This window comes from Terrimonas pollutisoli (assembly GCF_029360765.1).
Taxonomy (GTDB): domain Bacteria; phylum Bacteroidota; class Bacteroidia; order Chitinophagales; family Chitinophagaceae; genus Terrimonas_B; species Terrimonas_B pollutisoli.
In genome coordinates, this window is sequence record NZ_JARKNA010000008.1 from 168663 (window position 1) to 190556 (window position 21894).

Below are 21894 nucleotides of genomic sequence, written 5' to 3' on the forward strand. Positions count from 1 at the left end.
TCTATCTGCTTTGAGTATTGATGTCTTTGTTCTCCAGCGTCCGCCATTTTTCAATCAGGAAACCGTGTGAATTATTATCTGACCGGGAAACATTTCTTAAATAACCTTCCGTGATCAAACTTCTGATAACAATAGTAGTAGGCCGGATGATCTTTTGCTGCCCCTTATACCTGAAATAGTATGGATAGCTTTCGGTATTGATGATTATACTATCGGCCTGCATTTCCTGGCTTATATTACCAGCGATCAGATTGCTATAATATCCGTTCTCCTTTAAATTATCATATTGCTGTTTGGCAGAACCATCGGCGAGATACAAGGCTTTGGTGATATTGGATTGAATGACCTTGTCATCCGGGTCAAGTGAAAAGAAATAATGATGAAACATTTTTACATGATCCTTTGCCTCAACGGGTATATTATCTTTTCGGTCTGCCGAATAAGCCTCCAGTGCTTTACCATTTGCCAGGATATAAATTTTTTGTTGGGTTTCGGAAGCCAGTTGATAGCTTTTGTAAGCGATAAACACCGAAATGATGATGCAGCCTATTATGAACGTAACAGAAAATAGCCGGATATGCCGGAATGCCGTGTCTATATTTTTTGTTTTCTGGAACATCTTATTTCCCTTTTATTTTGTCTTTGAAATAGCCATCAGTGGAGCCGTGTCCAGCCATGCTCTGGCGAGTTTGTGATGCAGCACTACCGAAAGCATCTGCTACCATGCCGCCACCAGCCATTGTCATGTTTTTAGCCCTGCTTGTCTCGTACGAAAATCGATCTGTGACTTTTTGTAGCAATGCGCTATTTGGACCGGCATTAATGATGTAGTTGGCCACGCTTGGTACAGTGAAATAACCAATGATTCCAATAATCATGAAGATCAGATAGGCTGTATCTGTCGTACTGAAAAATGTATCCCCGTTTGTAGCAATCTGCTGCAAATCTTCCTTCAGCATATTCTCCTGTATTTTGCCCATAATTCCGCCGAAAACATTAGCCACCGGCAGCCACAAGAAGATATTGAGATAACGGGCGATCCAAACTGTTAAGGTGTGCTGAAATCCATCAAAGACGGCGATGCCAAAAACAAGCGGCCCAAGAATAGCCAATACGATCATATAAAACGTCCGGATAGTATTGATGCAAAGGGCGGCAGCTTCAAATAACACCTTGAGTACTTCGGCCATCCATTGCTTGATGGAGTTGCGAAAGTTATAAGAAGCCTTAGCAAAGGCGAATTTGATATCATTGCCAATGCTTTTAAAAAAACCTTCGTTTTGGTCGCCATAATGATACTTGTACCACTTGTCCCTGTCGCCACCGCCCGAGGGGCCGACATACATCTGCCAATAAGCCGTTTTTTTAATGGCTTCTTCCTTCATTTTGAGCAACTGTGTTATCGCCTTGTCAGAATCCGTTACCATCGCCGCTGTTGAAGTAACGGTGGGCCTCATCACGCCGTTAATCATAGCAATGACCGATGGAAAGATCAATACAGCAAAGCCTAACACAAACGGCCTGAACAAGGGATAAAAGTCTACAGGCTCGGCTCTTGCAATATGCCCCCATACACGGCTGGCAATATACCAGGTAGCGGCAAAACCGGCTATGCCTCGACCTACGCCAATAAGCCGGCTGCAAAGCGGCATCATGTCATCATACAACTCCTCCAGCACTTCATGAAGGCTCCTGATGCGATTTGCCATGTCCTGCGCCTCCGCCAAATGAGGAACTAATAGTATCACTATTGCTATAAAAGCAATTCTTACACACAATTTCATGCCCACAAGTTTTAATAGCTCCAATTACTCCTGATAACCATTGATCCTTCTTGATATCCGGATTTCCGCTTGTTCACTTTTTCGTTGTAATGATAAAAGGGCCGTATTATTATTGAATTCCTTCAGAAAAGCGAATTGATCTTCCATAGAAGCATAAATCCGGTCAATAGCCTGCAAACGTTCATCATCGCTCATTCTTAATTTGCCAGCCGTGATAACCATTGAGAGTTCTTCCAGTTTTTTTGCACTATGATCAACTAAGTTTGCATATATCTTTCCCAGGTATTCGATTTCTTTATCGGTAAAACTTTTATCTGCCTTGAACAGGTTAAAAGCCCCTTTATATTCTTTCACAATCCGAAACTGATAATTAATGATATCAGCGATCCGCGTATATCTTTTAACTGCCGGACTCACCTCCATTAAACCATCTAAAAAAGTCTTATGTAACCTGAAATTCCCCTCAGATAAATTCTTTACAGTTGTATAGCCTTTATGTATGATCTTATAGCCCTCATACATATTCTGCAGGATTTTTTTGAATTGGGTCAGTTTTTCCCAATTCAAAAGCAATTGCTGCGCTTCCTGGCTCTGGGCAAAAGAGATTTTATTTATTGTAATCATCAGCAGTATTATAAATATCTTTCTCATTGCAATCCATTTAAGATTTTAGAAAGATTGATTTCTATTTGTTCCCCTATACGCTGCACCGATAACAGTCCCATTTCCTCACTAAAAGTGGAACTAAAGGCATACTTATTCTGCATGTCAGTATACAGAGCGTCAATACGTTTAATCCTTTCATCGTCCTTCATTTCCAATACTCCCGAAGTGATAAGGAGAAATAATTCCTCAATACTTTTGAGACATTCCTTCAATAAATTGTCAAAAACTATTTTGCAATAATCGAGTTCATCCGTTGTAAACTGCCCGGTTTCACGCATACCCTGCAGCGTCTTTTTAGTTTCCTTCATGATGCGAACCTGGTAAGCACTAATATCAGCGACCTTAGCATACTTTTTAATTTTAGGGTTTACCTGTTTGAGAGACCCAATGAAATCACGATGTAAATTGAAGTCACCGTTTTTAATATTTCGGATGGTAGCTAATCCTTTATTAGCCACATCATAGCCTTTTTTTGCATACCCGATATAAACCTGCAACGCTGCTATTTGTTGCCACAGGTATTTCTTTTGTGTTTTCCTCAGCTGTGTCCATTCTTCCCAATTCTGCGCTTTGGCAAAAAGGGAAATACCTAAAAGCAGTAGGATAAAAATTGTTTTCATAGCCCATAAAGTTTTTTGACGTATTCGATTTCACCTTTCCCTGAAGCTCTCTGCAGGCTGATCATTTTATTCTGGTCGTTGAAGTCCTTCAAATCCATGAACTGCTGCTGAAGGTTATCCGATACAGTATTAATAATTTCCAGCCTTTTCGCATCACTCATTTGTGTCGCAAAGGCATTGACCACCAAAAAAAGCTGATCAATGCTTTTCAGACTTTCATCGAACATCCCCGTATAAATATTATGTATGTAGTCCAGTTCATCTGCCGTGAAGTTCTTATCCTGCCGGAACAAGGCCCAGGCAACTTTATATTCACCGACCATCTGCACTTGTCCCTCAATGATCTCCTTTACCCGGTGATAATAGGTCAGCGCCGCTTTAACTTTCCAGAGTTCATCAAAGTAATCGGCATAGAGTTTTCGCTGTTTCTCTACCCAATCCGATATTTCATCCAGCTTCAGCTTCGACATAGTATTTTCCAGTGTCTTCTGAGCATTTTGCAGCCAGATAGTCTTATTCTGCAACCGCTGAATTTTCAAGTCAACCGCTATAATGACCTTTTTGATGCCTTGCTTTATAATTTCCAGGATTGGTATTTGTGCCTCTGTTTTTTGTATTGGCATCACCGTCAAGCAACATATCAATCCCGTCATTGCCAATAATTTTTTCATAGTTTCTGATATTTAGTAGGTCCATTAAATAATAGCTTTCCCCTTACATCAAAGGAGAACATATCTCCTGTTTCAGTTTCCTGTAATAGTTTATGTTTTGTATTATAGATTCCTGAAGTAGTTAGTCGTTTGTATTCGGGTTCAATGGGCGAACCGTCCAGCACCCGCTCATACTTCCACTTTCGCAAAATTTTGTACTCGTTTGCTGTTTTGTTTTGCGGCGTTATAACTAGCGTGTCATACTCCGTTCCGTATTCATGCTGTGAAAACCGGATATAAGTACCGGGAATAAATGTTTGCATCTCGTCCTGGGAAGAACAAGCCGCTAATAATAAAAGTACAAGATGAATAAGCAATAAAGTTTTCATAAAAAATAATTTTAAACATTGCTTCCGTTAGTAAAATAATTTGGCTCGTTTCCAAATTGTTCCCATGAATCTCTTCTCTCCCTGCTAAAAACATCAATCTTTCTAACTCCCTGATACAAGCGTTCAATCATTTTATAGGCAAGCTCTGGCTTTCTGCTATGCTGCCTTGCTTTCTCAGTAAATACAGTTCTGAAATATCCCCGCCACTCCCTTGCCACAGAAAGTAGCTGCGGCTTATAATACCAGATCAGGTATTCGTGTGAGTACCGGACAGTAAATGCAGGAGCAATACCATTGGTTTTATCCCAGATCAACCTGCAATGTCTTTTATAATTCCGAGCCTTCATATAATCCTCACATTCCAGCAAATACTGTTCAATCGTCCACATAAAAACACAATGCGGACTATCAGTATTTATAAATATTTCCTTATCCAATAGCATAAAAATCTCTTCTGTTGACATAGTAGAATAATCGAATTCCCTCTCCTGATTCGGTCTTACCCTTCGCAATCCACCTTTCTTCTTTTTCCAGGGAGGATCAATCATTAATATTTGAAACCTACTTTTCAAACCAATATCTTCAATAACTAATTCTTAATTGTTCTCATTTCATCTGCTAAAGCCCTAATTCCTTTTTGCATGTCGCCGTTATACTTTGCAGCATATTGCATCACCTTTACTTTTTCAGTTTCCTCGGTCGTATAAGCCAGGTATTCTTCTAACGATACTTCTGTCCGGTAAACTTTCGATAGTATACCACCGAGAGAAATAAATACTTCCTTATATTTTTTACTGGGATCATTGGCCTTGTTGATCGACAAGACCAATGCTTTTTCCTTATCGGTCAATCCCAGCAGTTCCTGAATCTGATCAAACTTGTTCTGATACTTCGATTGATCCAACAGTATTTTGATATCAGCATTATTAATAATTGCGTGCTTAACAATAGGAGAGCTGAGCATATCCTCTATTTCCTGGGTAACTACTGCCGCACTTCCATAGAATTTTCTAACTGTTTTATACAAGTATTGGATGTACTCTGCCATCCCTTCTTTGGCTATGGCTTTCCAGGCTTCCTCTATCAATATCATTTTCCGAACGCCTTTCAGCTTCCGCATTTTTGAAATAAAAACTTCCATGATAATGATAGTAACAACAGGAAAAAGTATCGGGTGATCTTTAATATTGTCCAGTTCAAATACAATAAATCGCTCTTTCAATAAGTCAAGATTCTCTGTAGCATTTAATAGGTAATCAAATTCGCCGCCTTTATAATATGGCCGGAGCACATAGAGAAAATTAGAAATATCAAAGTCTTTTTCTTTTACTTTGTCTGTCTTCAAAACTTCCACAAATTCTGTTTGCAGAAAATCATAAAAGGAATTGAAGCAAGGAAAGGATTCGGGATTCTTACCCAAATGATCATAATAGAGTTGCAGGGCATTGGATAGGGCAACGTACTCAGAACGATTGAAAGTTTCATTGTCCTTTTTCCAAAGGGCTAGCAGCAATGTCTTGATGCTTTCTTTCTTTTCGGTATCGAGTACGTCACCTTCCCCAATAAAGAACGGATTAAAACGGATTGGTTTTTTTTCATCATAGGTGAAATAATACCCATTCACCATTTGACATAATCCTCTGTAACTATGGCCAACATCTACAATCAGTATATGTGTCTGCTGTTCGAAAAAACTTCTCTCCATGTGATTAGTGAGAAATGATTTACCAGAACCGGATGGACCAAGAATAAACATGTTACGGTTGGAAATAATTCCCTTCTTCATTGGTTCATCCCAGATATCAACATGAACGGGCTTTCCTGTCAGGCGATCACCGAGGCGTAAGCCAATTGGGGAGATTGAGCTTCTATAATTGGTTTCAAGATTTAAAAAACAGCAGGCCTGTTCAGCAAAGGTGTCGAAGCTGTCGTTCATAGGAAAATCTGCTTCATTCCCCGGTATGCCCGCCCAGAATATTTGCGGTGCACCGTCCAGCTCTTGCTTCGGTACCGCGTCCATCTGGGCGAGGGCTGATGATACCAGGTTTTTAAGATCTTTAGACCTTTCTTTATTATCCGTCCACACTAATACATTGAAATGCGCTTTCACCGGCAATCGCTGTTGCGAGATCGCCTCATTTAAAAAATCATTGGTTGAATCTCTTGAGATCGCATTCTCTCTTGAATAAGCACTCAGACTTTGTAAGCGCAGTCTCTTGCTTTCTAATTTTTGAATGGTCTTATGCTGATCGTCTATGAAGATGTATTGATTAAAAATATGATTGCAGGAAAGCAATTGCCCTAAAGTAGAGGCAAATCCGACAGAGAATTTTGTTTTATCCGTAGAATATTTATCGTAATTGACCCTTGAACCACAAAAGCCTGGCAAGCCCTGTGCATCGGCTAAAGTAAATAGTTGGCAATATTCATTACCTATTCTAATGCCTTCCTCAAAATTAATATCTTTTAGAATAAAGTTCGTTTCATTGGGCTGCAGGTTCAAATAACGCTCCACTAACCCACAGTAACTATTATTTCCACTCAGTTCATCATTGGTCAATCGCCGTAGCTGGAGAAAACCACTGTCTTTTAAAATTCTTTCGAATTGGCCGGCGCTATCCAAAAAATCCTGTAATAATTGTGGTTTTAATGTTTCTTCCGGTACAATGGACTTACGAAGCAGGTTGGAAAACATAGAACTTCCCGCTTTCCTTCCCGCAGGCTTTTTTGTTAACATGATAAAACACTGGTGATCCAGGTATGGCCGCTCATTAAAGAACCGCTCACTGCTACTGGTCAGAAAGCTTTTATCTTCTTTTGAGAAATCTGCCTGGTATTTTGCTTCGGTGAACCAATCCTGTTTATGAAATACAGTGTGGCGTGGTAATATTTTGATGGACTTGATGAGCACCTGATGCAATGCTTCATATTCCTGATCCGACATCGTGAATAGTTCCGGCAGTGTTACCTCATAAGCAATCGTAACATCACCCTGTTTTGAAAGTATGCAATCATGCTCAACACCCATTATTGGTAAAATATCATTCAACTGCTTTTCCATTATCACTTATCTTTTGTATTTGCCAACAATTTTTTTAATAACTAAATTCCCCGCCCTTTTCCTTTTGTACGGTCTTTTTCATCTTTACTTTTATTCAACAAATCCACTCTTTGTCTATTACTTTTTACCAATTCCGGCAGGTTCGTATCCTTAAGAGGCATTGTTTTCAATTTCCGATGTTCATGTAAAGGATGTTTTAGTAATGTGTCTTTAAAATCTAGTTCGTATTTCCTTGCTACAGCAACCGGGTCCAGACTTATCTGACCTGGAATTTCAATTTGCACGACATTTTTAGGAAGTGATCTTAAATTGAGATCAATTTCTTCAATACGGTGCGATGCTGTATTGTAATAAGCGAGGTATTTTTCATCTTCAACCCGGTAGTATAAATCGTCAAATTTTATACTGTAACTAAAATCATCTTTCGGACGTAATTCATTCAACCTGCAATCAACAATATACATTTTGCCGGCGATGTCAATTGTAGGCAATACTCCCGTCTGACGTTTCTTCAACAAATCATGATTGACAATTACATCAAAGTCACTCCTTCCTGCAAGAGAATCCAGAGGAACATTATATTTTTTCGAAATTCCTATGGGATCTAATTCTACTTTTTGTGGAATTTGTATCCCTTCTCTCTGCTCAGGATTTTTTAATAAAAGAGCGGGAGAAAGTGAATTCACCAAATCATAGGTGACGAAATAATGTGTATCCCTGTAGTGCATGTTCTCAAAACATATCATATTAACGGGCTGGTACACTTCCCATAATTGGTTCTTGTCAATGTCTACATAGAATGGTCTTTCTTCAATGATATAAACCGGCAACTTGACTTCCATTTTCTTTGCATTTATCTATTCATCAACTATTCTTTTTCAAACTCAGAAATATTTTTCGGCTATTTGATTTTACACACTTTGGGATGCTACGCTTCGCCAGCATTTTCATCATACCATATTGTCCATATTTATGGCTCAATTTATAGACGTGCATGAATAAAGCCGTTCCAAATACGATAATAATTGCCAGGCAAACAAAAGCGTTTACACCACTGATGTACATTACAGCAAAGAAAATCAGCAAGCCCAATAACCCGCCCCCGAGATACCAGATATATTGCGCTTTTAAGCCTTTAAATTCAATCGGTTTGTTAATTCCCTTATTTATTTGATATACACTTGTTGCCATCGGTTAAAGATTAAAGTCTCATTCCCCTGCTTCGTTTTACTTTTTGAATGAGATCCGTGATGTAATGATGAAGTTTCTGAATGACGATCTCTTGCATACTTAGATTTTTTATACACCGAAGAATGATCTGATCACAGTCGCAACAACCACTAAAAAAACGCAACTGCCAAACCATGCCGCAGCAACTTTTCCAGTATCAGGATCACCACTGTTCCATTTCTGATAAACTTTTACAGCACCGATCAATCCTACCACCGCACCCACTGCATACATAAGGTTTGTGCCTGATGCGAAATAGCTTCTTACTTTCATATTAGCCTCATTGATGCCGGCATTACCGTCCTGTCCGATTGCTATTAATCCTGCCAATACAGCAAAAGTCATATAGGCAATACTGATCTTTTGTTGCCTGTTTAAAGGCTTACATAAACTTCTCTTATTTTTCATACACACATTTTCATTTTCACTTTAGAAATCATTGTTGTTCCCTGCGCCGGGCCTCTCCTTGATGGAGAGACCGGCAGGGAACGCTGGCCACCTTAAACCATCCACACCTGCTTTATCTCTTCCTCACTCAGATGAACAGCACATCTGTCTTTACATTCAAATTGAACCACCTTGTTTACAGCTTGCCTATGAGAGCTGATCTCTATCATTTCGTATTTCCTTGCTATTTGTTGCAAGGCAAAAATGATATCTGTCTTACCTGCTTTCGCATACGATGCCTGTCCCAGGTAAGCAACCATTTCATCGGTAATTGACTGCAACACTGGCAATACTTCATCACCTCCCCTGACAGAGTGTTCTTGATTGTCCACTTTTAAAAGTGTTGGTTGAAAAGACCCGGCTGATAAACGGCCATTTTTACCAGCCAGGCGATTGCGTAAGTCGTCGCGGTAATAAACCAGAATCACAAACGCATAATAGATTATGACCATGATGGTCAGGGCAGACCAATAGCTGCCCCAGCTTATATTGTTTACCATACTTCACGATTTTCAAACTTCACAAAAAACAATACTCACTCAATTACTAACAGGTCACTGAAATAATCAATCCTATGTGATGGATAGATTACCATTCAATGGTTTCCTGGAAAAAGACCGTACTATATTATTGATGATAAAAGAGAAAGTCAGCACCCCAAAAAGAATAAGAGTGATCTGTGGTACTAACTGCTCAAAGGTGGCTGAATTATATCCCTGCCTATCTCTATAAAAAAACAGAACCAGAGACAATACAAGAAGCCCTGCTCCAATGATATTCAGAATTGCTTCTATGATAAACTTGTTTTCCCGGTGGAATTTAATATAGGTCAAGACCAATAACAGAATCCCCGCAACTGCTGTCAGAGCATGGATACCTCCGTGTGGTAGAGCTAGTAATAAATACAATAAATAAAATCCGCCAAGATGCTGACCGCTGATCAGGATAAACAAAAAACTCAGGATCAATAAAACCGGATGTGTGATAATCTTAATTGCTTTCATAGTATTAAGTTTTATTAGTTACAAGGGCCACCACTTTGACCTACCCACCCAACCAAAGGTATGCTGATATTTGCAGCGTGCGACCCGCCTGCCTGCTTCATTTGTTGTAGTTTTATGTACAATCCCTGGGGCATACTTGTCCCTTTAGGGGCCATACCACCCGGAATATCATATCGTGGAATATCAGAGATCTGTTCTTCCACTTTTACAGCTTCATTGAAAACACTCAATGCCCAATCTGTACAATTGTAATCGTCAATATCATACCTAACGAACCGAGCGAGGTAGAGTATTTGGGTAACAGCCGTCTGTATTTGTGCGGCATTCAAGTTGATCTTAATTGAAGCATTGTATTCATGTCCCTGGTTATCTACAAACTTACCATTTATAGGCGCCGGTGTAAGGGTTGTTTTCCATCCAGAGACAGGATAAAAACCTATATTCTGTGAAACTGACTGAGTCCCGTTTTGTTTTCGTAGCTGGATAAAAGTATGACCGGGAGAGCCGTTTTCCCAATCAAAAAACTTTGTGGGATCGCCATTAACAGGCAAATCTGTGAATATTTCAATTGAACCTGTAGCGCCAGCATCCGGAATATTAGTAAAACACTTCATATACTTTTCTATCTGTATCGCAGGATCGTCATATTGATTTTCAAAATCTATTTCTATGGGCTCTTCAGTTGTTATTGTCCCTCCTCCGCCACCACCAGAACCTCCTCCATCGCCACCACCGCCACCATATGGATCACCACTGCTGTACCATCCAGAACCACCTCCACCACCTGAAGGTTCACTAAAGAAACTTTGCAAGGACATCCACGTTGACCAGGAAACTTCTCCTCCTCCTCCGGAAGAATAAGTAGAGACAATTATTACTTCCGGCAACTCTACATAAGGATCAGGAACAACATACTCACTTTTTAGAGAAATTTTGGTTCCTACAAATGCGTCAACTTTTCCTTTGGTAATAGCTGAGTTTATAAGTTTCTTTCGATGCAAACTTGTTATGGTTACCGATCCATTATATTGATGACTTTTGGAAACAGTTCCATTTATATTTATAATCCTACCCTTTTCTATGATTCCATTTGTTTGTGTTTGAACTAACACAAATTCATTAAGGATGCTTTTCTCTTTAAATGGAATTCTGACAAGTGTTATGTTTCCGTCAATAATGTATGTACGGACAATCCTTGAAAAGTCCAGGTTTTGAAAATCAGCCGATCCAAGGCTATCCTTTAAAGAGCTTTTTACATTCTTAAGGAAAATAAAATGCTCTGAGCCTTCAGTTAAATCTTTTTTGCAAGAGACCATCATTAATGTGGCCATACTTAGAATAAGGATCAAGTGTTTCATGGTTCCGATTTTTAACATTATAAAATTAAGGTTGTGAAAAGCATATTCGAATTGGCATTTGCCAAGAAATTATTTCTTACGTTGATTTTTTATCTTACTTAATGTTGTCTCATCTATGCTGAGATAAGAAGCTATGTATTTTGCAGGGACTCTCAATATAAGTTCAGGATGATTATCCATTAGCCATTTGTATCTTTCATGGGCCTGCTGCATACGTAGTGCATATAACTGCTGTGCCCAAAGGGTATAGTATTTTTCTGTGAGTACACGACCAACGAAGTTGAACTCTGAAAACGTTTTGTAGATATGATTTAATTCCTCGTAAGTAATGAAAAGTACAGTAGTATCCTCTAATGCCTGTATTGACTCGTAGCTTGCTTTTTGCTGGTAAAAACTTTCAATAGAAAAGATAACATTCCCTTCCTTCATAAACCAGGAACACACCTCGCTATCTCCTTTTATATAAAAGCATCGGAGCAATCCCTTTTCAATAAAACAAACTGTGCGGCAGATGTGTCCGGCTTTTAGAAGGTAGTTCCTTTTTGACAATTGCCTTGCCTTTAGATGATCGCCGAGATAGTTTATCAGACCTTGAGACATGGGATGTATTGAGCTCAGGTACTCTAACAATGTTTCCATAGTTCAATTCTCCTTTTTAGGGGCTTAGTATAAAAAGCTTTATTAATATGAAATTGGGAAAGGCAGGACCAATTGCCGCCTTTAAATCGTTTACTAAGAAGCAAAATCCAAGCCCGCGGGCAAAAAAGAATATACGCAAAACATAGTATTTACCTACGCAGAAATGACTATTTTCAATGGTTATGGCGAAAAGTCTGTACTAAACTTCCAGTATATGGGACAACTCCAGCCTATTGGATACCCGAACTTTCTCAAAGATATTTTGGGAGTGTTTGGCTACCGTTCTTTCAGAAATGAATAGTGATTCACCAATTTCTTTATGAGGCAAGCCTTTACAAATTAAACGGGCAACCTCTATCTCCCGTGAGGTCAAATTGTATAGTTCGCAGCTTTTTTCAAATTTATCATTTTCATACACTGGATCTCTGTCGACTGATTTTGAAAGGGAATTAAAAGCAGCACTGAAAATTGCTCTTTTTTGACGGCTGGAATTGGTGAGGATAGATTTCACCTTTTGCAAAAGTTCCTGTATTGAGAAAGGTTTTTGAACAAAATCAATTGCCCCAAGCCCCAGTCCATGGAGTACATCACTTTTTTCAGACTTAGCTGAAATAAATATAAAAGGAATATGATTATAGGTTATATCCTTTGAAATAACTTCGGCCAATTTATAGCCGTCAACTTTATCCATCATAACATCAGTTATTATCAAGTCGGGCAAAGTCGAAAGAGCTCTCAATTTTCTTAAGGCCTCGTTGCCGTTCAAGGCCGTATAAATGTTGTAGCTGTGGTTTAGCTTCTTAAAGAGATAGTTTATCATCATCGGATTATCTTCAACCAGCAATATGCTTTGCTTAGCTGGATCAAAAATATTTTCATGTATTACAATTTTTTCGATCCTGTCCGGCACAGAAGTATCCGGAAAATTTGCGGATATAAATTCCTTTTCTAAAAGCGTATGTTGATTCAATATCACCCGTAATTCCGTTCCTCTAACTTTTTGGGGATCGCTTATTATCTGTATCGAACCATTCAAATCGTCGATAACTTTTTTTGTAATAGGCAGACCCAGGCCCATTCCCTCATTATTCCGTTTCGGGTTCGCTATTTGGTAATAGGGAGTAAATACCTTCTTGTGGAGTTCTGCAGGAATACCAATACCATAATCTCTTACAGAGAATGTAATTTTGTTTCTCTCACTATGTAATACAACGTCTATTGCACTTCCTTCCATAGAGAATTTAATAGCATTCTCCATTAGGTTGTTTATTATACGGTTTATTGAAATTGGATTTGCCTTGATAAGGAGATCATCTTGAATATGCGATTTTATTTGTATATTTTTCTTGTTGGAGTATTGCCGAAATAAAACCAGGCTATCTTTCAATATCTCGCTAAAATTGGAAACGTGAGAACGACTATAATCATTAAAACCCTTGTTGAATCTTTCTAAATCAAATAAATTTACAACATCAGCAGTTAATTTGTCGAGGTTCCTTTTTATGAAAGTCAATTCTTCAGATTTTTCCTGCCTGGCGATAAAGTCATCTAAATAATTATTAATTAAAGTAAGTGGAGTTTTTGTTTCGTGAGCCAGGTTAACAAAAGTATTAGCTCGTTGCTCATTAATCTTCTCCAACTCTCTTGTTCTTTTATCTACCTCATTCTTTAAGCTGGTGTTCCAGTTTAAAAGGCGTTTTTCAGATTCTATAAGGCTTTGATGCTCTCTCCTCATTTCTATTATATGCCTTTTTACCTGTAATGCCAACAAAAGCAAAAACCCCACATTAGTTAAAGAAGCTTCAACAGCTTGTCCCAAATTAAAGAAATCTATAACCGGTAAGCCAACCCATGGAGTTAGACTTAAAAAAAGTACAGCTACTTCTTCCTTCGATTCTTTGCTTGTGAAATTATTCTTGTATTTGAAACGTATTGCCTTTGCGAGTGAATAGATTACCCAAACCGCGTAAACAACAGGAATAATAAGCAGATACTTAGCAATATCAAGATCATTTGATATTCCAAGAACGGCAACGAAAATTAAATAAGGAAAAATCAGGAACAGGTAAACGCCTCTATAAGCATGAAACTTCATCTTTTCCAAATCAAAGGCTTTATAAACATAGTAAGGGAAAAAGCAAGGAGTGATAAATCCTGCGGCATAAGCAATTGACGCCTGTAAAAAATAAGAGCCTGGCAAATTAGGATCAGGAAGTAAGCCACCACTTACATTATAGAATATAAGAAGGGAAATCAAGATAATGTTCAGATATGCTTTCTTATCGTCTGGTCTTGCCAGTCGATAGATCAGCAGGTAGAAAAGAATCACCATTTCTATACACACAAAAATAAATGTGATAATATGCATTTCAGTTCCTGGCAATATCATAACCCGTTTCTTTAATCTCTCTTCAAACAAAATAATTTATACCCAAAGTCAAGTTTGTTATAAACCGTAAAACCAAACTTTTCATACCAGGGAATGTTTTTCAGCGTAGAAGTTTCTAAATAGATGGGTCTTTCTTTAACGGCACTTTCCTGTATTAGCTCTCCTAGCAGTCCGCTTCCGATTCCATTATTCTGATCCCCTGGAGCCACCCCTATGAACCATAAATAGTGCATCAATCCTTTGGGGTGATTTTTTTTTATTACAGATTCGCGGTTCAATGCTTTTTTGATATTAAGTAAACCGACACATGAAACAATTAGCTTTAAATCCAGCATAATTGATTTCAATGTTGTTTTTTTCTTATCAGGCAATACGATCAGGGCGCAAGCTTTTTTGTCATCCGTTAAAAAGACTTCGCCGAACAAGTAACATACATCAAATGAATACTCCATTAGGCTTCTCAACCTTTTGGCTCTTTTACTATCTTGTTTAATAATGTAATTGACACTTTTATTGTCGTCAAAAGAACTAGTCAGAATGTTGACAATAAGTTCCCTGTCTTTATAATCAGCTTTTATCATACCTAAACATAATTTAATAGCGGACGTTATAAGAGTTTTCCCTTATATAAATGGTTATACTTGCTCTTACTGGCGGAGGGGCTTAATACGTGGTGGGGTGATAGTTAGTTTTGACAGCAAGCAAACAAGTTCGTTGCTCCGTATTGACTTCAATTTATATAAAAAATAGACTAGTTGGATATTTTATTCAAATTTCAATAAATGCCAATTCTCCTCCAGAACTAAATTGCACAGTTTAGAAATCCTCTTAGTTCCATACTAATTGTTCTTTTGGATCTTACATATTTTAGAATATTAATGCATCAGGCTTCAAATAAGCGGGCTGATTTACGCTTTCTCAGGTGGATAATGGATCCTGCTCCGTCCCGGCTTATCTCTGTCAGATATGTTCAGCCTGAAAATATTTTGGATGATTCGGTAAAAAGTATACGTGACACTTTTTTGCAGAGTACTAAGCAACTTTCGCAAATACGCCATATTTGGGAAGATTCGAGAAAGTTTTTATCTTACTATTTCGCAAATACACTCGTGGCTGTAATGCCTATCGACCTTATGCTTCGTAGTGGGGGGTGCCATAGTATTGATGGGATGACGAATAAATTATTAACGATAATAACACGAATGGACATACAACATGACTCATGAATATTCACGAAGCATTTCAAAGAGGGTATTTTCTATACATGGTAGAAGGCATGTTGGTATATCAATATCAACATCACGAAATTCATAGGGAATTATCAAAATATTTATTACCGTATGTTAAGGGTTGCAAAGCAACGCTGAAAATAGAAATAGTTGATAACGATTATTTGAAAATTGCTATTTACGTTCAGGGCAAGGAACCATTGTTATCAAATAACTTGGGGTATAAAAATAAAAAGTTAATTGAATTTATAAACCATAGCCCAAAAGATCAAAAGATAGTGAGATTTTTTTAATGACAGGATGTATTCAGTTTTATGATGAAGAAAAATATTTACCAGTGCTTGACAAATTTGACCCAGACAATTATGTTCAGTTAAGTGGATATGTAATGAGTTAAATCAATACACATCCCCCATTAGGAGATGTAACAGGATTAAACTCACCATCTGGAGACCGCTACATATTACACCTAACGCAGGTGGACAGTTCTTTAATAAAGGATTTGGAAAACGCCTCACCCATTGCGGCAACCTGTTCAAGGGTAGGTGATGTAATAGGATAGTCCTCTGCTTTTAAATCTTGCAATGCAATTATGCCAGATTACAAACTTTAAGCAATAACCGGGCAGACGGATCACAAATGGGCTTAACGAATATATTTTCGGCTGACGTTATAATATTTATAAACTAAAAACAAATGATGTGAAAACGGTGATTATATACTTTATTATATGTACAACTTTTACGTACTGTAGTTCTAATTCTTCTGGCGTAATTACTTCTCCGCAACAATCAATCAGCTATAAAGTAAATGGTGTTTCTCGTTCGTTTAATGCAGTAGATAAATTTAGAATTACAAAAGGCATTCCCCCGATAGTCCCATATACCCTTACTTATAGTCTTTTTGCTGGCGGAAGTTCAGATGAATTTATTGACCTATTATTGCTTTCAACTACGCACACGGAAATTGCCGTTGATAATTATCAGTGTCAGTATCCAATAAGACAAGGCAATATATCATGGCCTGTTTCCAGATTAGGTATAACCACATATATCGGCCCAAGCCCAAATCCTATAGTCACTAAAAAAGAATACATCGGACAGAGTGGCGACTTTGCACAAGTACAAATCACTAAAGTTCAAAATGGATATGTTGATGGAAACTTTTCAGCAAGTGCTACACTTATTGGCGGTACAGAGAAACTTACTATAACCGAAGGAATATTTAAAAATGTAAAGATCAATTAAAAGAATTATGACCGAAACTGAATTACTTGATAAGACTTTCATGTTTCTATACACAATGGACGATGAATATATATTCCCATCCGCTTTTGAAAAAAGGGTTGACATTGGTAAGGCTAACCCTATCATGTTATTAAACACAATACATGACATTGGATTTGCAGGGAAAGAAAAAAATACACAACAAAGTTTGGGTGCAAGTCAAACGATACATAATTACTGGATTAATTCAGATGGAACTAATTTCATTAAAAGACTACCAGCCGATTTTTCACAAAGGCCATATACTTATTATCGTCAACAAAAAGATGCAGATACAAATTTGAGTTTAGAAAAAGCAAACTTGGAAATAATTGATTTAAGAAATAAGGTATTTGATTATGACGAAACTAAAATAAGATCTAAAAATGCAATACGTTGGTCAGCCGGAGCAACTGTAGCAGCAGTCCTAATGCTGATGTTACAAATGCTACAATGGAAGTGCAGTAAGCCCGATTGACATATCGTTTTAGTTCATCGTATGACAAATCATTTATCAGGAACTTGTTTTACGCAGAGAGAGTTTTCATATCGTGTGACATAACAAAGGCACATACAGCCAACAGTGAGGTTTGCCGCAAGGCTGGCTGACGAAAAAAAACTCATCGGCATAACAACCTTCATCGATAGTCCGGGCTTAACGAATAAATACCGGCAACATATCTTAACTTCAACTGTCAAACAACTATGAGCTTCTGTTCGGTCTGACGTAACACGGAATATCAGCCCCTACGGCAAGCCCCGAAGTTGGCCGCCATTAAAAAGCTCCTAAACATGAACGGAAATATTCAAGCAGCTATCTTTAAATACAAAGAATACAGACGGAGCAATCCTGACACCTGCATTCTTCATTGCAAAAACCAGAAAAATCTTTCTGAATCAATTTACATTGCATGCATTAGTGAAGACGCAGATGGGAAAAGACATTCTCACCAACATCGCTTGAAAAAAGAAGACATGGAGATATTCTCTAACCACCTTCAATCCAAAGAGCAACAACTTCGTGATGCTGATAATTTTGATACGCTATTTAAGATAATTAATAACGTCGGATCTAAAATTGACGGCATTGGTGATATGCTAATCTATGATGCAGCAGAAAGGATTGGCGAATATTTAGGTCTTTTTCCAGACAAAGTTTATTTGCATGCCGGAACAAGAGAAGGTGCAGAAAAAATATTGGGGAAAATTGAAGGTTCAACAATCAAAAAGGAGACGTTTCCTGAACCAATTCGAAGTTCAAACCTTTCGTGTGCGGACATTGAAAGTATGTTGTGTATGTATAAAAGCATATTTTAAGACGGCGGCCAACATGGTTTCTGCTATGCTGGCTGACGAATATATCTCAGCAGCAAAAAGAAACTGAAACCTCAACGTAAGCTTCCCCACTTCCACTTATAACCCCTGCATGTATTACATTTCCCATTCAGGGCTTTGCGTAGGTTAGAGTTTGTAGCGCCTACCTTTTTGGCTGCCTGGTTCAGGCTGGCAAATACAGCAAGCCTATTGCCCTGGAGTGAATACTTTATTACTTTTTTGGGATAATTCGTTAACGGTGCCGCAAGCGGGGTTGTTTTTCTTCGATTTCCGTTCTGCCAGAGATACCCTTTATAATAGTGCGGCCATTTATCTAATACAGCATATATCCGGGAAGACCGACCACTTATTGCCACCGCTGCTTCATTCATGCTGTTAAAGGTTCTTACTTTTTTACCATCAAGACTGAATTGCGTTACTTTTTGTATTCGTGGAGTTCGTCCATTCGCCACTATATTTTTCATCTTATTGCTATTGGTTGACAAGATGAGATTGGAAGGATGAATATTTAAGCCGTTGCCGTCTTTATATTGTATGATTTGTTTTATATCTTCTATTGGAAATTTTTTCACGAATAAATAATACACCAACCGGGCTGTACGAAATACTTTTCGATAATTATTCTCCTGTACACCCACAGCAAGATAACTTAAAGTATCACCGTTGAAAGGACTTTCAATGGTAATGACTTGCTGCGACAATATTTTTTCTTTTTTATAGCCTTCCTTACCGAAGTTCAGGGAAATCCATTGACCAGTTGATTTCACCCTGCCATAATTTGAGACTTCATAGTTGTCCCAATCCGGCATTTCCTTCCATTTTTCACCGGGGAGGTCTTTTAAATTTTTATTCAGAAAGGGATATTTTTTTTCGCTAAGTCTCATGCGGAGTACAAAATTTAAAAAACTCCGGAATGTCGGAGCCTAATCAAAAACATTAATCATCAAATCTTATCCTATGAAAATTCGGCTAAAAATAGCATGACCCTTTAAGAAATACAAAAGGATTTGACCAATACAGATTCATTTTTGCCCTGCGGCAGGCCGGTACAGTCCTTGCAAGCATCGAGTTTATTTTTTATTTGTCTTGCAACAACTGCACCGCCCCAGGTGATTTCCCCTCTCACACATCCCCGCTGAAATCAGCCTGCCGCAAAGCTTTTTAAGACTCAACGGCTGCACAATTCTTCCTTCGGTTTCGCTGTGCACTACACTTTCTTCCGTTCCCTAAGTGGCTATCAGCACAACACCTACGGATGGTCCAGCCCCCATACACTTGGCCCTCTCTGCAGGCGGGAACACATCCGCCACGCTACACTTATTCCACTTCATCCCGTTTCGTGCTTCGCTGCACTCAGTTCAGAAATGTGCAGCCTGAAAGGAATTCAAAAAGATTTGGGTAGTATTTTTGAGACCATTTAGGGAGACTAGGTAATCTTATCCAGATAATTTAAAGCGATCTCATATGCCAGTGAGTCTTTCCCGTAGTTTGTAAGTCCTCTTAAGACCATGTAGGTAGTTGGCGCCCATACGGCCCCTCTCCAATACTCTCCATTCGAATCAAAAGCAGGGTCATCGGGCTGAAAGGGTGGGAACCCGGTGCATAGCCTGTGAAAATATTTATCCGGAAACAAATAGAAAGCAATAAAAAAAGTAACATTTGAAAATTAAAACGCCTTTTTATCATAATCTGATCGCTAATAAAGTCAATTTTTTAAAATAGTTACAATTTTGTAACCAAATGAAACAGAATTGAAATAGAAAAAAATTATAGAGACTTAGATTGTCTTTTCAAATTTTTAAAAAACAATTCTTGCAATTATGAAGAAAAACAAGATTATCCTATTAGCTGCAGCGGGCCTGTTACTGGTTTTTGCCGCTTGTAAAGTAAACACACAGCCTGTACAAAATCAAATTTACCAGGAAGAGCACCGACCTCAATTTCATTATTCACCGCAAAGGAACTGGATGAATGATCCCAATGGGATGGTTTATTTTGATGGAGAGTACCATTTGTTCTACCAGCACGATCAGTATGAAAAAGTATTTAGCAACATGTCCTGGGGCCATGCTATTTCGACAGACCTGGTTCATTGGAAAGAATACCCTAAAGCAATTATGCCTGATGGTGACAGCCTGGGTCTTATTTTCACAGGCAGTGCAGTTGTTGACAAAAATAATTCTGCTGGTTTTGGAGCCAATGCATTGATAGCAATATATACCAGCACAAGTCCTAAACAGCAGCAGAGCATGGCATACAGCACGGATAAGGGAAGAACATGGACAAAATACAGTGGGAATCCAATCATTAAAAATGAAGAAGGAGATAGTATTCCTGAGGATTTCAGAGACCCTAAAGTAATGTGGCACACGCCAAGCCAAAAGTGGATCATGTCATTGGCGGTGCAGGATCATGTAGAATTCTGGTCATCTGCCAACTTAAAAAATTGGACAAAAGAAAGTGAATTTGGAAAAAAAGCAGGATCCCACGGGGGTGTGTGGGAATGTCCGGATCTTTTGGAACTACCTGCTGATGGAAATGTGAACAATAAGAAATGGGTGTTACTGGTAAGTATGAACCCAGGAGGTCCTAATGGAGGTTCAGCTACTCAGTATTTCGTGGGAAACTTTGACGGCAAGAATTTTAGTTCGCAACAAGCGGAAACCCATTGGGTGGATTATGGTACCGATAATTATGCCGGGGTTACATGGTCCAATGTTGAAAACAGGACGATTACTATAGGATGGATGAACAATTGGCAGTATGCAATGAAAGTTCCTACACGACCATGGCGGGGAGCGCATACTTTTCCCCGGGTATTGAAACTAAAATCGATAGCAAATACTTTTTTCCTCGCCTCGGAACCAGTAAAAGAATTGAACAACATTGTTAATAATACTCAGTCGTTCCAGGATGTTGCTATAAATGGAAGCCTTGATTTATCAGGAAAGGTAAAAAGTTTTAATGGCCGGTTTTTGCTTCAATTGAAAAGTGAACAACTGGAAGATTATTCAATTGTGCTATCCAACGACCTGGGTGAAGAATTGGTAATAGGGTATGATAAACAAGCCAATCAGTATTACATCGACAGGAGCAAAACCGGTAAAACCGGATTTGATAATGGCTTTGGGAACAAGCATACAGCACCGCGGCTCACAACATATAAAAATACAGATGCTACTTTATTGATTGATGCTGCTTCAGCAGAATTATTTGCAGATAATGGCCTTACCGTTATGACTGATATCTTTTTCTCCAATAAATCCATGAATAAAGTTTCCATTCAATCAACAAGTGGAATCAGGTTCACTGAATTAAGTTATTCAAACGTTGAAAGGATATGGAAGTAGAAAATAGGCGATGAAAAGGACTTAACGCCACCAGGAAAAAGGTGGTATAATCGGAAAGTCCGGGAGTCCGGACTTTCCGACTTTCGGACTTACGGTTTTTGTACAATACATCCTTCACAAACCTGGCGCTTCGTTTTACACAACTCATTGAATTGGGTTTAAAATTGCCGCGCTGTTCTACGTATATATGTTTTGCTCCGGCAAGCTTTGTATCAGGCATAATGCTGGTAAAATCAATCGAACCTTCTCCCATTACTTCATCGTCGCCGGTCACTTGTCCATGTCCTTGATGTGCTGTGCACAAAACGTCCCGGCTGCTTTTTAAACCATTCATGCGGTTTAGTTTGGAAGTGTAAGCTCCCCTTATTTTAGTGCCAGGGTTAATTAGAGTTTTCAAATGTAATTTTCTTTTTGTTATCCGCCGCTTTATCCACGACCGGCTGCGCTTCAATTTGTAAATGATTTCCGCTTGCCGGTG

The 21894-nt window shown here is 38.5% G+C and carries 25 protein-coding genes; 5 read left to right on the forward strand and 20 right to left on the reverse strand.

Features of this window, described 5'->3' with window-relative positions:
• Position 1 precedes the first annotated feature (1 nt).
• The 17 genes from traK to P2W73_RS15150 all read right to left on the reverse strand — a co-directional run bounded on the left by traK (position 2) and on the right by P2W73_RS15150 (position 14818).
• Positions 2-619, reverse strand: a complete 618-nt coding sequence (gene traK, locus P2W73_RS15070) for a conjugative transposon protein TraK (protein ID WP_276502896.1) — start codon at positions 617-619, stop codon at positions 2-4.
• A 1-nt stretch (position 620) separates the two neighbouring features.
• Positions 621-1784, reverse strand: coding sequence for a conjugative transposon protein TraJ (gene traJ, locus P2W73_RS15075; protein ID WP_276502897.1), 1164 nt, complete (start codon positions 1782-1784; stop codon positions 621-623).
• Positions 1785-1808: 24 nt separating this feature from the next.
• Entirely contained in the window at positions 1809-2435 is a 627-nt protein-coding gene (locus P2W73_RS15080; RefSeq protein ID WP_276502898.1) for a TerB family tellurite resistance protein, read from the reverse strand.
• Positions 2432-3070 (reverse strand): hypothetical protein, encoded by a 639-nt coding sequence (locus P2W73_RS15085; protein ID WP_276502899.1) that lies wholly within the window; start codon positions 3068-3070, stop codon positions 2432-2434. Before P2W73_RS15085 ends, P2W73_RS15080 begins: the two co-directional genes overlap by 4 nt.
• Positions 3067-3741 carry a conjugal transfer protein TraI gene (locus P2W73_RS15090; protein WP_276502900.1) on the reverse strand — a complete coding sequence of 225 codons (675 nt, stop codon included), beginning with the start codon at positions 3739-3741 and terminating at the stop codon, positions 3067-3069. Before P2W73_RS15090 ends, P2W73_RS15085 begins: the two co-directional genes overlap by 4 nt.
• The gene (locus tag P2W73_RS15095) at positions 3738-4109 is read right to left on the reverse strand and encodes a hypothetical protein (protein ID WP_276502901.1); all 372 of its coding nucleotides are present in this window, start codon (positions 4107-4109) and stop codon (positions 3738-3740) included. The genes P2W73_RS15090 and P2W73_RS15095 overlap by 4 nt, the downstream gene beginning before the upstream one ends.
• Before the next feature lie 11 nt (positions 4110-4120).
• Positions 4121-4681: an MT-A70 family methyltransferase gene (locus P2W73_RS15100; protein WP_276502902.1), complete on the reverse strand. Its 561-nt coding sequence runs from the start codon at positions 4679-4681 to the stop codon at positions 4121-4123.
• A 17-nt stretch (positions 4682-4698) separates the two neighbouring features.
• A complete protein-coding gene (locus tag P2W73_RS15105; RefSeq protein ID WP_276502903.1) occupies positions 4699-7170 on the reverse strand; it encodes a TraG family conjugative transposon ATPase in 2472 nt (823 codons plus the stop codon).
• 41 nt (positions 7171-7211) lie between these two features.
• Entirely contained in the window at positions 7212-8012 is an 801-nt protein-coding gene (locus P2W73_RS15110; RefSeq protein ID WP_276502904.1) for a hypothetical protein, read from the reverse strand.
• A 22-nt stretch (positions 8013-8034) separates the two neighbouring features.
• A complete protein-coding gene (locus P2W73_RS15115) occupies positions 8035-8361 on the reverse strand; it encodes a DUF4133 domain-containing protein (RefSeq protein WP_276502905.1) in 327 nt (108 codons plus the stop codon).
• 108 nt (positions 8362-8469) lie between these two features.
• Positions 8470-8808, reverse strand: coding sequence for a DUF4134 domain-containing protein (locus P2W73_RS15120; protein WP_439145493.1), 339 nt, complete (start codon positions 8806-8808; stop codon positions 8470-8472).
• A gap of 92 nt (positions 8809-8900) precedes the next feature.
• Complete coding sequence (locus tag P2W73_RS15125) at positions 8901-9347, reverse strand: hypothetical protein (protein ID WP_276502906.1); 447 nt, start codon at positions 9345-9347, stop codon at positions 8901-8903.
• Positions 9348-9419: 72 nt separating this feature from the next.
• Complete coding sequence (locus tag P2W73_RS15130; protein ID WP_276502907.1) at positions 9420-9851, reverse strand: hypothetical protein; 432 nt, start codon at positions 9849-9851, stop codon at positions 9420-9422.
• A gap of 14 nt (positions 9852-9865) precedes the next feature.
• Positions 9866-11209, reverse strand: coding sequence for a hypothetical protein (locus tag P2W73_RS15135; RefSeq protein WP_276502908.1), 1344 nt, complete (start codon positions 11207-11209; stop codon positions 9866-9868).
• Between the two features lie 69 nt (positions 11210-11278).
• A complete protein-coding gene (locus tag P2W73_RS15140; protein WP_276502909.1) occupies positions 11279-11848 on the reverse strand; it encodes a Crp/Fnr family transcriptional regulator in 570 nt (189 codons plus the stop codon).
• A gap of 199 nt (positions 11849-12047) precedes the next feature.
• Positions 12048-14237 (reverse strand): ATP-binding protein, encoded by a 2190-nt coding sequence (locus P2W73_RS15145; RefSeq protein ID WP_276502910.1) that lies wholly within the window; start codon positions 14235-14237, stop codon positions 12048-12050.
• An 11-nt stretch (positions 14238-14248) separates the two neighbouring features.
• Complete coding sequence (locus P2W73_RS15150; protein ID WP_276502911.1) at positions 14249-14818, reverse strand: GNAT family N-acetyltransferase; 570 nt, start codon at positions 14816-14818, stop codon at positions 14249-14251.
• Positions 14819-15459: 641 nt separating this feature from the next.
• Here P2W73_RS15150 and P2W73_RS15155 point away from each other — a divergent pair.
• The 4 genes from P2W73_RS15155 (at position 15460) to P2W73_RS15170 (ending at position 18048) form a co-directional block, all read left to right on the forward strand.
• A complete protein-coding gene (locus tag P2W73_RS15155; RefSeq protein WP_276502912.1) occupies positions 15460-15759 on the forward strand; it encodes a hypothetical protein in 300 nt (99 codons plus the stop codon).
• A gap of 408 nt (positions 15760-16167) precedes the next feature.
• Positions 16168-16713 carry a hypothetical protein gene (locus tag P2W73_RS15160; protein ID WP_276502913.1) on the forward strand — a complete coding sequence of 182 codons (546 nt, stop codon included), beginning with the start codon at positions 16168-16170 and terminating at the stop codon, positions 16711-16713.
• 7 nt (positions 16714-16720) lie between these two features.
• On the forward strand, positions 16721-17209 hold the full coding sequence (locus tag P2W73_RS15165; protein WP_276502914.1) for a hypothetical protein: 489 nt from the start codon (positions 16721-16723) through the stop codon (positions 17207-17209).
• 314 nt (positions 17210-17523) lie between these two features.
• Positions 17524-18048, forward strand: a complete 525-nt coding sequence (locus P2W73_RS15170; RefSeq protein ID WP_276502915.1) for a hypothetical protein — start codon at positions 17524-17526, stop codon at positions 18046-18048.
• A gap of 71 nt (positions 18049-18119) precedes the next feature.
• Here the strand turns inward: P2W73_RS15170 and P2W73_RS15175 are convergent, their stop codons facing one another.
• Both P2W73_RS15175 and P2W73_RS26520 read right to left on the reverse strand, forming a co-directional pair.
• Positions 18120-18950 carry an NUMOD4 domain-containing protein gene (locus P2W73_RS15175; RefSeq protein ID WP_276502916.1) on the reverse strand — a complete coding sequence of 277 codons (831 nt, stop codon included), beginning with the start codon at positions 18948-18950 and terminating at the stop codon, positions 18120-18122.
• A gap of 542 nt (positions 18951-19492) precedes the next feature.
• Positions 19493-19699, reverse strand: a complete 207-nt coding sequence (locus P2W73_RS26520; protein ID WP_369127526.1) for an MGH1-like glycoside hydrolase domain-containing protein — start codon at positions 19697-19699, stop codon at positions 19493-19495.
• A gap of 187 nt (positions 19700-19886) precedes the next feature.
• On the opposite strand from P2W73_RS26520, the gene P2W73_RS15180 reads away from it, so the two are divergent.
• Positions 19887-21416 carry a glycoside hydrolase family 32 protein gene (locus P2W73_RS15180; protein WP_276502917.1) on the forward strand — a complete coding sequence of 510 codons (1530 nt, stop codon included), beginning with the start codon at positions 19887-19889 and terminating at the stop codon, positions 21414-21416.
• Here the strand turns inward: P2W73_RS15180 and P2W73_RS15185 are convergent.
• Positions 21373-21750: a hypothetical protein gene (locus P2W73_RS15185; protein ID WP_276502918.1), complete on the reverse strand. Its 378-nt coding sequence runs from the start codon at positions 21748-21750 to the stop codon at positions 21373-21375. The two genes, P2W73_RS15180 and P2W73_RS15185, sit on opposite strands and share 44 nt — an antisense overlap.
• Positions 21751-21894: the final 144 nt, after the last annotated feature.

Coding starts and splice junctions, on each gene's coding strand:
- P2W73_RS15150 (WP_276502911.1), bottom strand. CDS start 14,818: ATGATAAAAGCTGATTATAAAGACAGGGAACTTATTGTCAACATTCTG.
- P2W73_RS15125 (WP_276502906.1), bottom strand. CDS start 9,347: ATGGTAAACAATATAAGCTGGGGCAGCTATTGGTCTGCCCTGACCATC.
- P2W73_RS15135 (WP_276502908.1), bottom strand. CDS start 11,209: ATGAAACACTTGATCCTTATTCTAAGTATGGCCACATTAATGATGGTC.
- P2W73_RS15170 (WP_276502915.1), top strand. CDS start 17,524: ATGAACGGAAATATTCAAGCAGCTATCTTTAAATACAAAGAATACAGA.
- P2W73_RS15180 (WP_276502917.1), top strand. CDS start 19,887: ATGAAGAAAAACAAGATTATCCTATTAGCTGCAGCGGGCCTGTTACTG.
- P2W73_RS15110 (WP_276502904.1), bottom strand. CDS start 8,012: ATGGAAGTCAAGTTGCCGGTTTATATCATTGAAGAAAGACCATTCTAT.
- P2W73_RS15185 (WP_276502918.1), bottom strand. CDS start 21,750: ATGAATGGTTTAAAAAGCAGCCGGGACGTTTTGTGCACAGCACATCAA.
- P2W73_RS15095 (WP_276502901.1), bottom strand. CDS start 4,109: ATGAAAACTTTATTGCTTATTCATCTTGTACTTTTATTATTAGCGGCT.
- P2W73_RS15165 (WP_276502914.1), top strand. CDS start 16,721: ATGACCGAAACTGAATTACTTGATAAGACTTTCATGTTTCTATACACA.
- P2W73_RS15155 (WP_276502912.1), top strand. CDS start 15,460: ATGAATATTCACGAAGCATTTCAAAGAGGGTATTTTCTATACATGGTA.
- P2W73_RS15120 (WP_439145493.1), bottom strand. CDS start 8,808: ATGAAAAATAAGAGAAGTTTATGTAAGCCTTTAAACAGGCAACAAAAG.
- P2W73_RS15080 (WP_276502898.1), bottom strand. CDS start 2,435: ATGAGAAAGATATTTATAATACTGCTGATGATTACAATAAATAAAATC.
- P2W73_RS15140 (WP_276502909.1), bottom strand. CDS start 11,848: ATGGAAACATTGTTAGAGTACCTGAGCTCAATACATCCCATGTCTCAA.
- P2W73_RS15175 (WP_276502916.1), bottom strand. CDS start 18,950: ATGAGACTTAGCGAAAAAAAATATCCCTTTCTGAATAAAAATTTAAAA.
- P2W73_RS15130 (WP_276502907.1), bottom strand. CDS start 9,851: ATGAAAGCAATTAAGATTATCACACATCCGGTTTTATTGATCCTGAGT.
- P2W73_RS15115 (WP_276502905.1), bottom strand. CDS start 8,361: ATGGCAACAAGTGTATATCAAATAAATAAGGGAATTAACAAACCGATT.
- P2W73_RS15085 (WP_276502899.1), bottom strand. CDS start 3,070: ATGAAAACAATTTTTATCCTACTGCTTTTAGGTATTTCCCTTTTTGCC.
- traJ (WP_276502897.1), bottom strand. CDS start 1,784: ATGAAATTGTGTGTAAGAATTGCTTTTATAGCAATAGTGATACTATTA.
- traK (WP_276502896.1), bottom strand. CDS start 619: ATGTTCCAGAAAACAAAAAATATAGACACGGCATTCCGGCATATCCGG.
- P2W73_RS15145 (WP_276502910.1), bottom strand. CDS start 14,237: ATGATATTGCCAGGAACTGAAATGCATATTATCACATTTATTTTTGTG.
- P2W73_RS15105 (WP_276502903.1), bottom strand. CDS start 7,170: ATGGAAAAGCAGTTGAATGATATTTTACCAATAATGGGTGTTGAGCAT.
- P2W73_RS15090 (WP_276502900.1), bottom strand. CDS start 3,741: ATGAAAAAATTATTGGCAATGACGGGATTGATATGTTGCTTGACGGTG.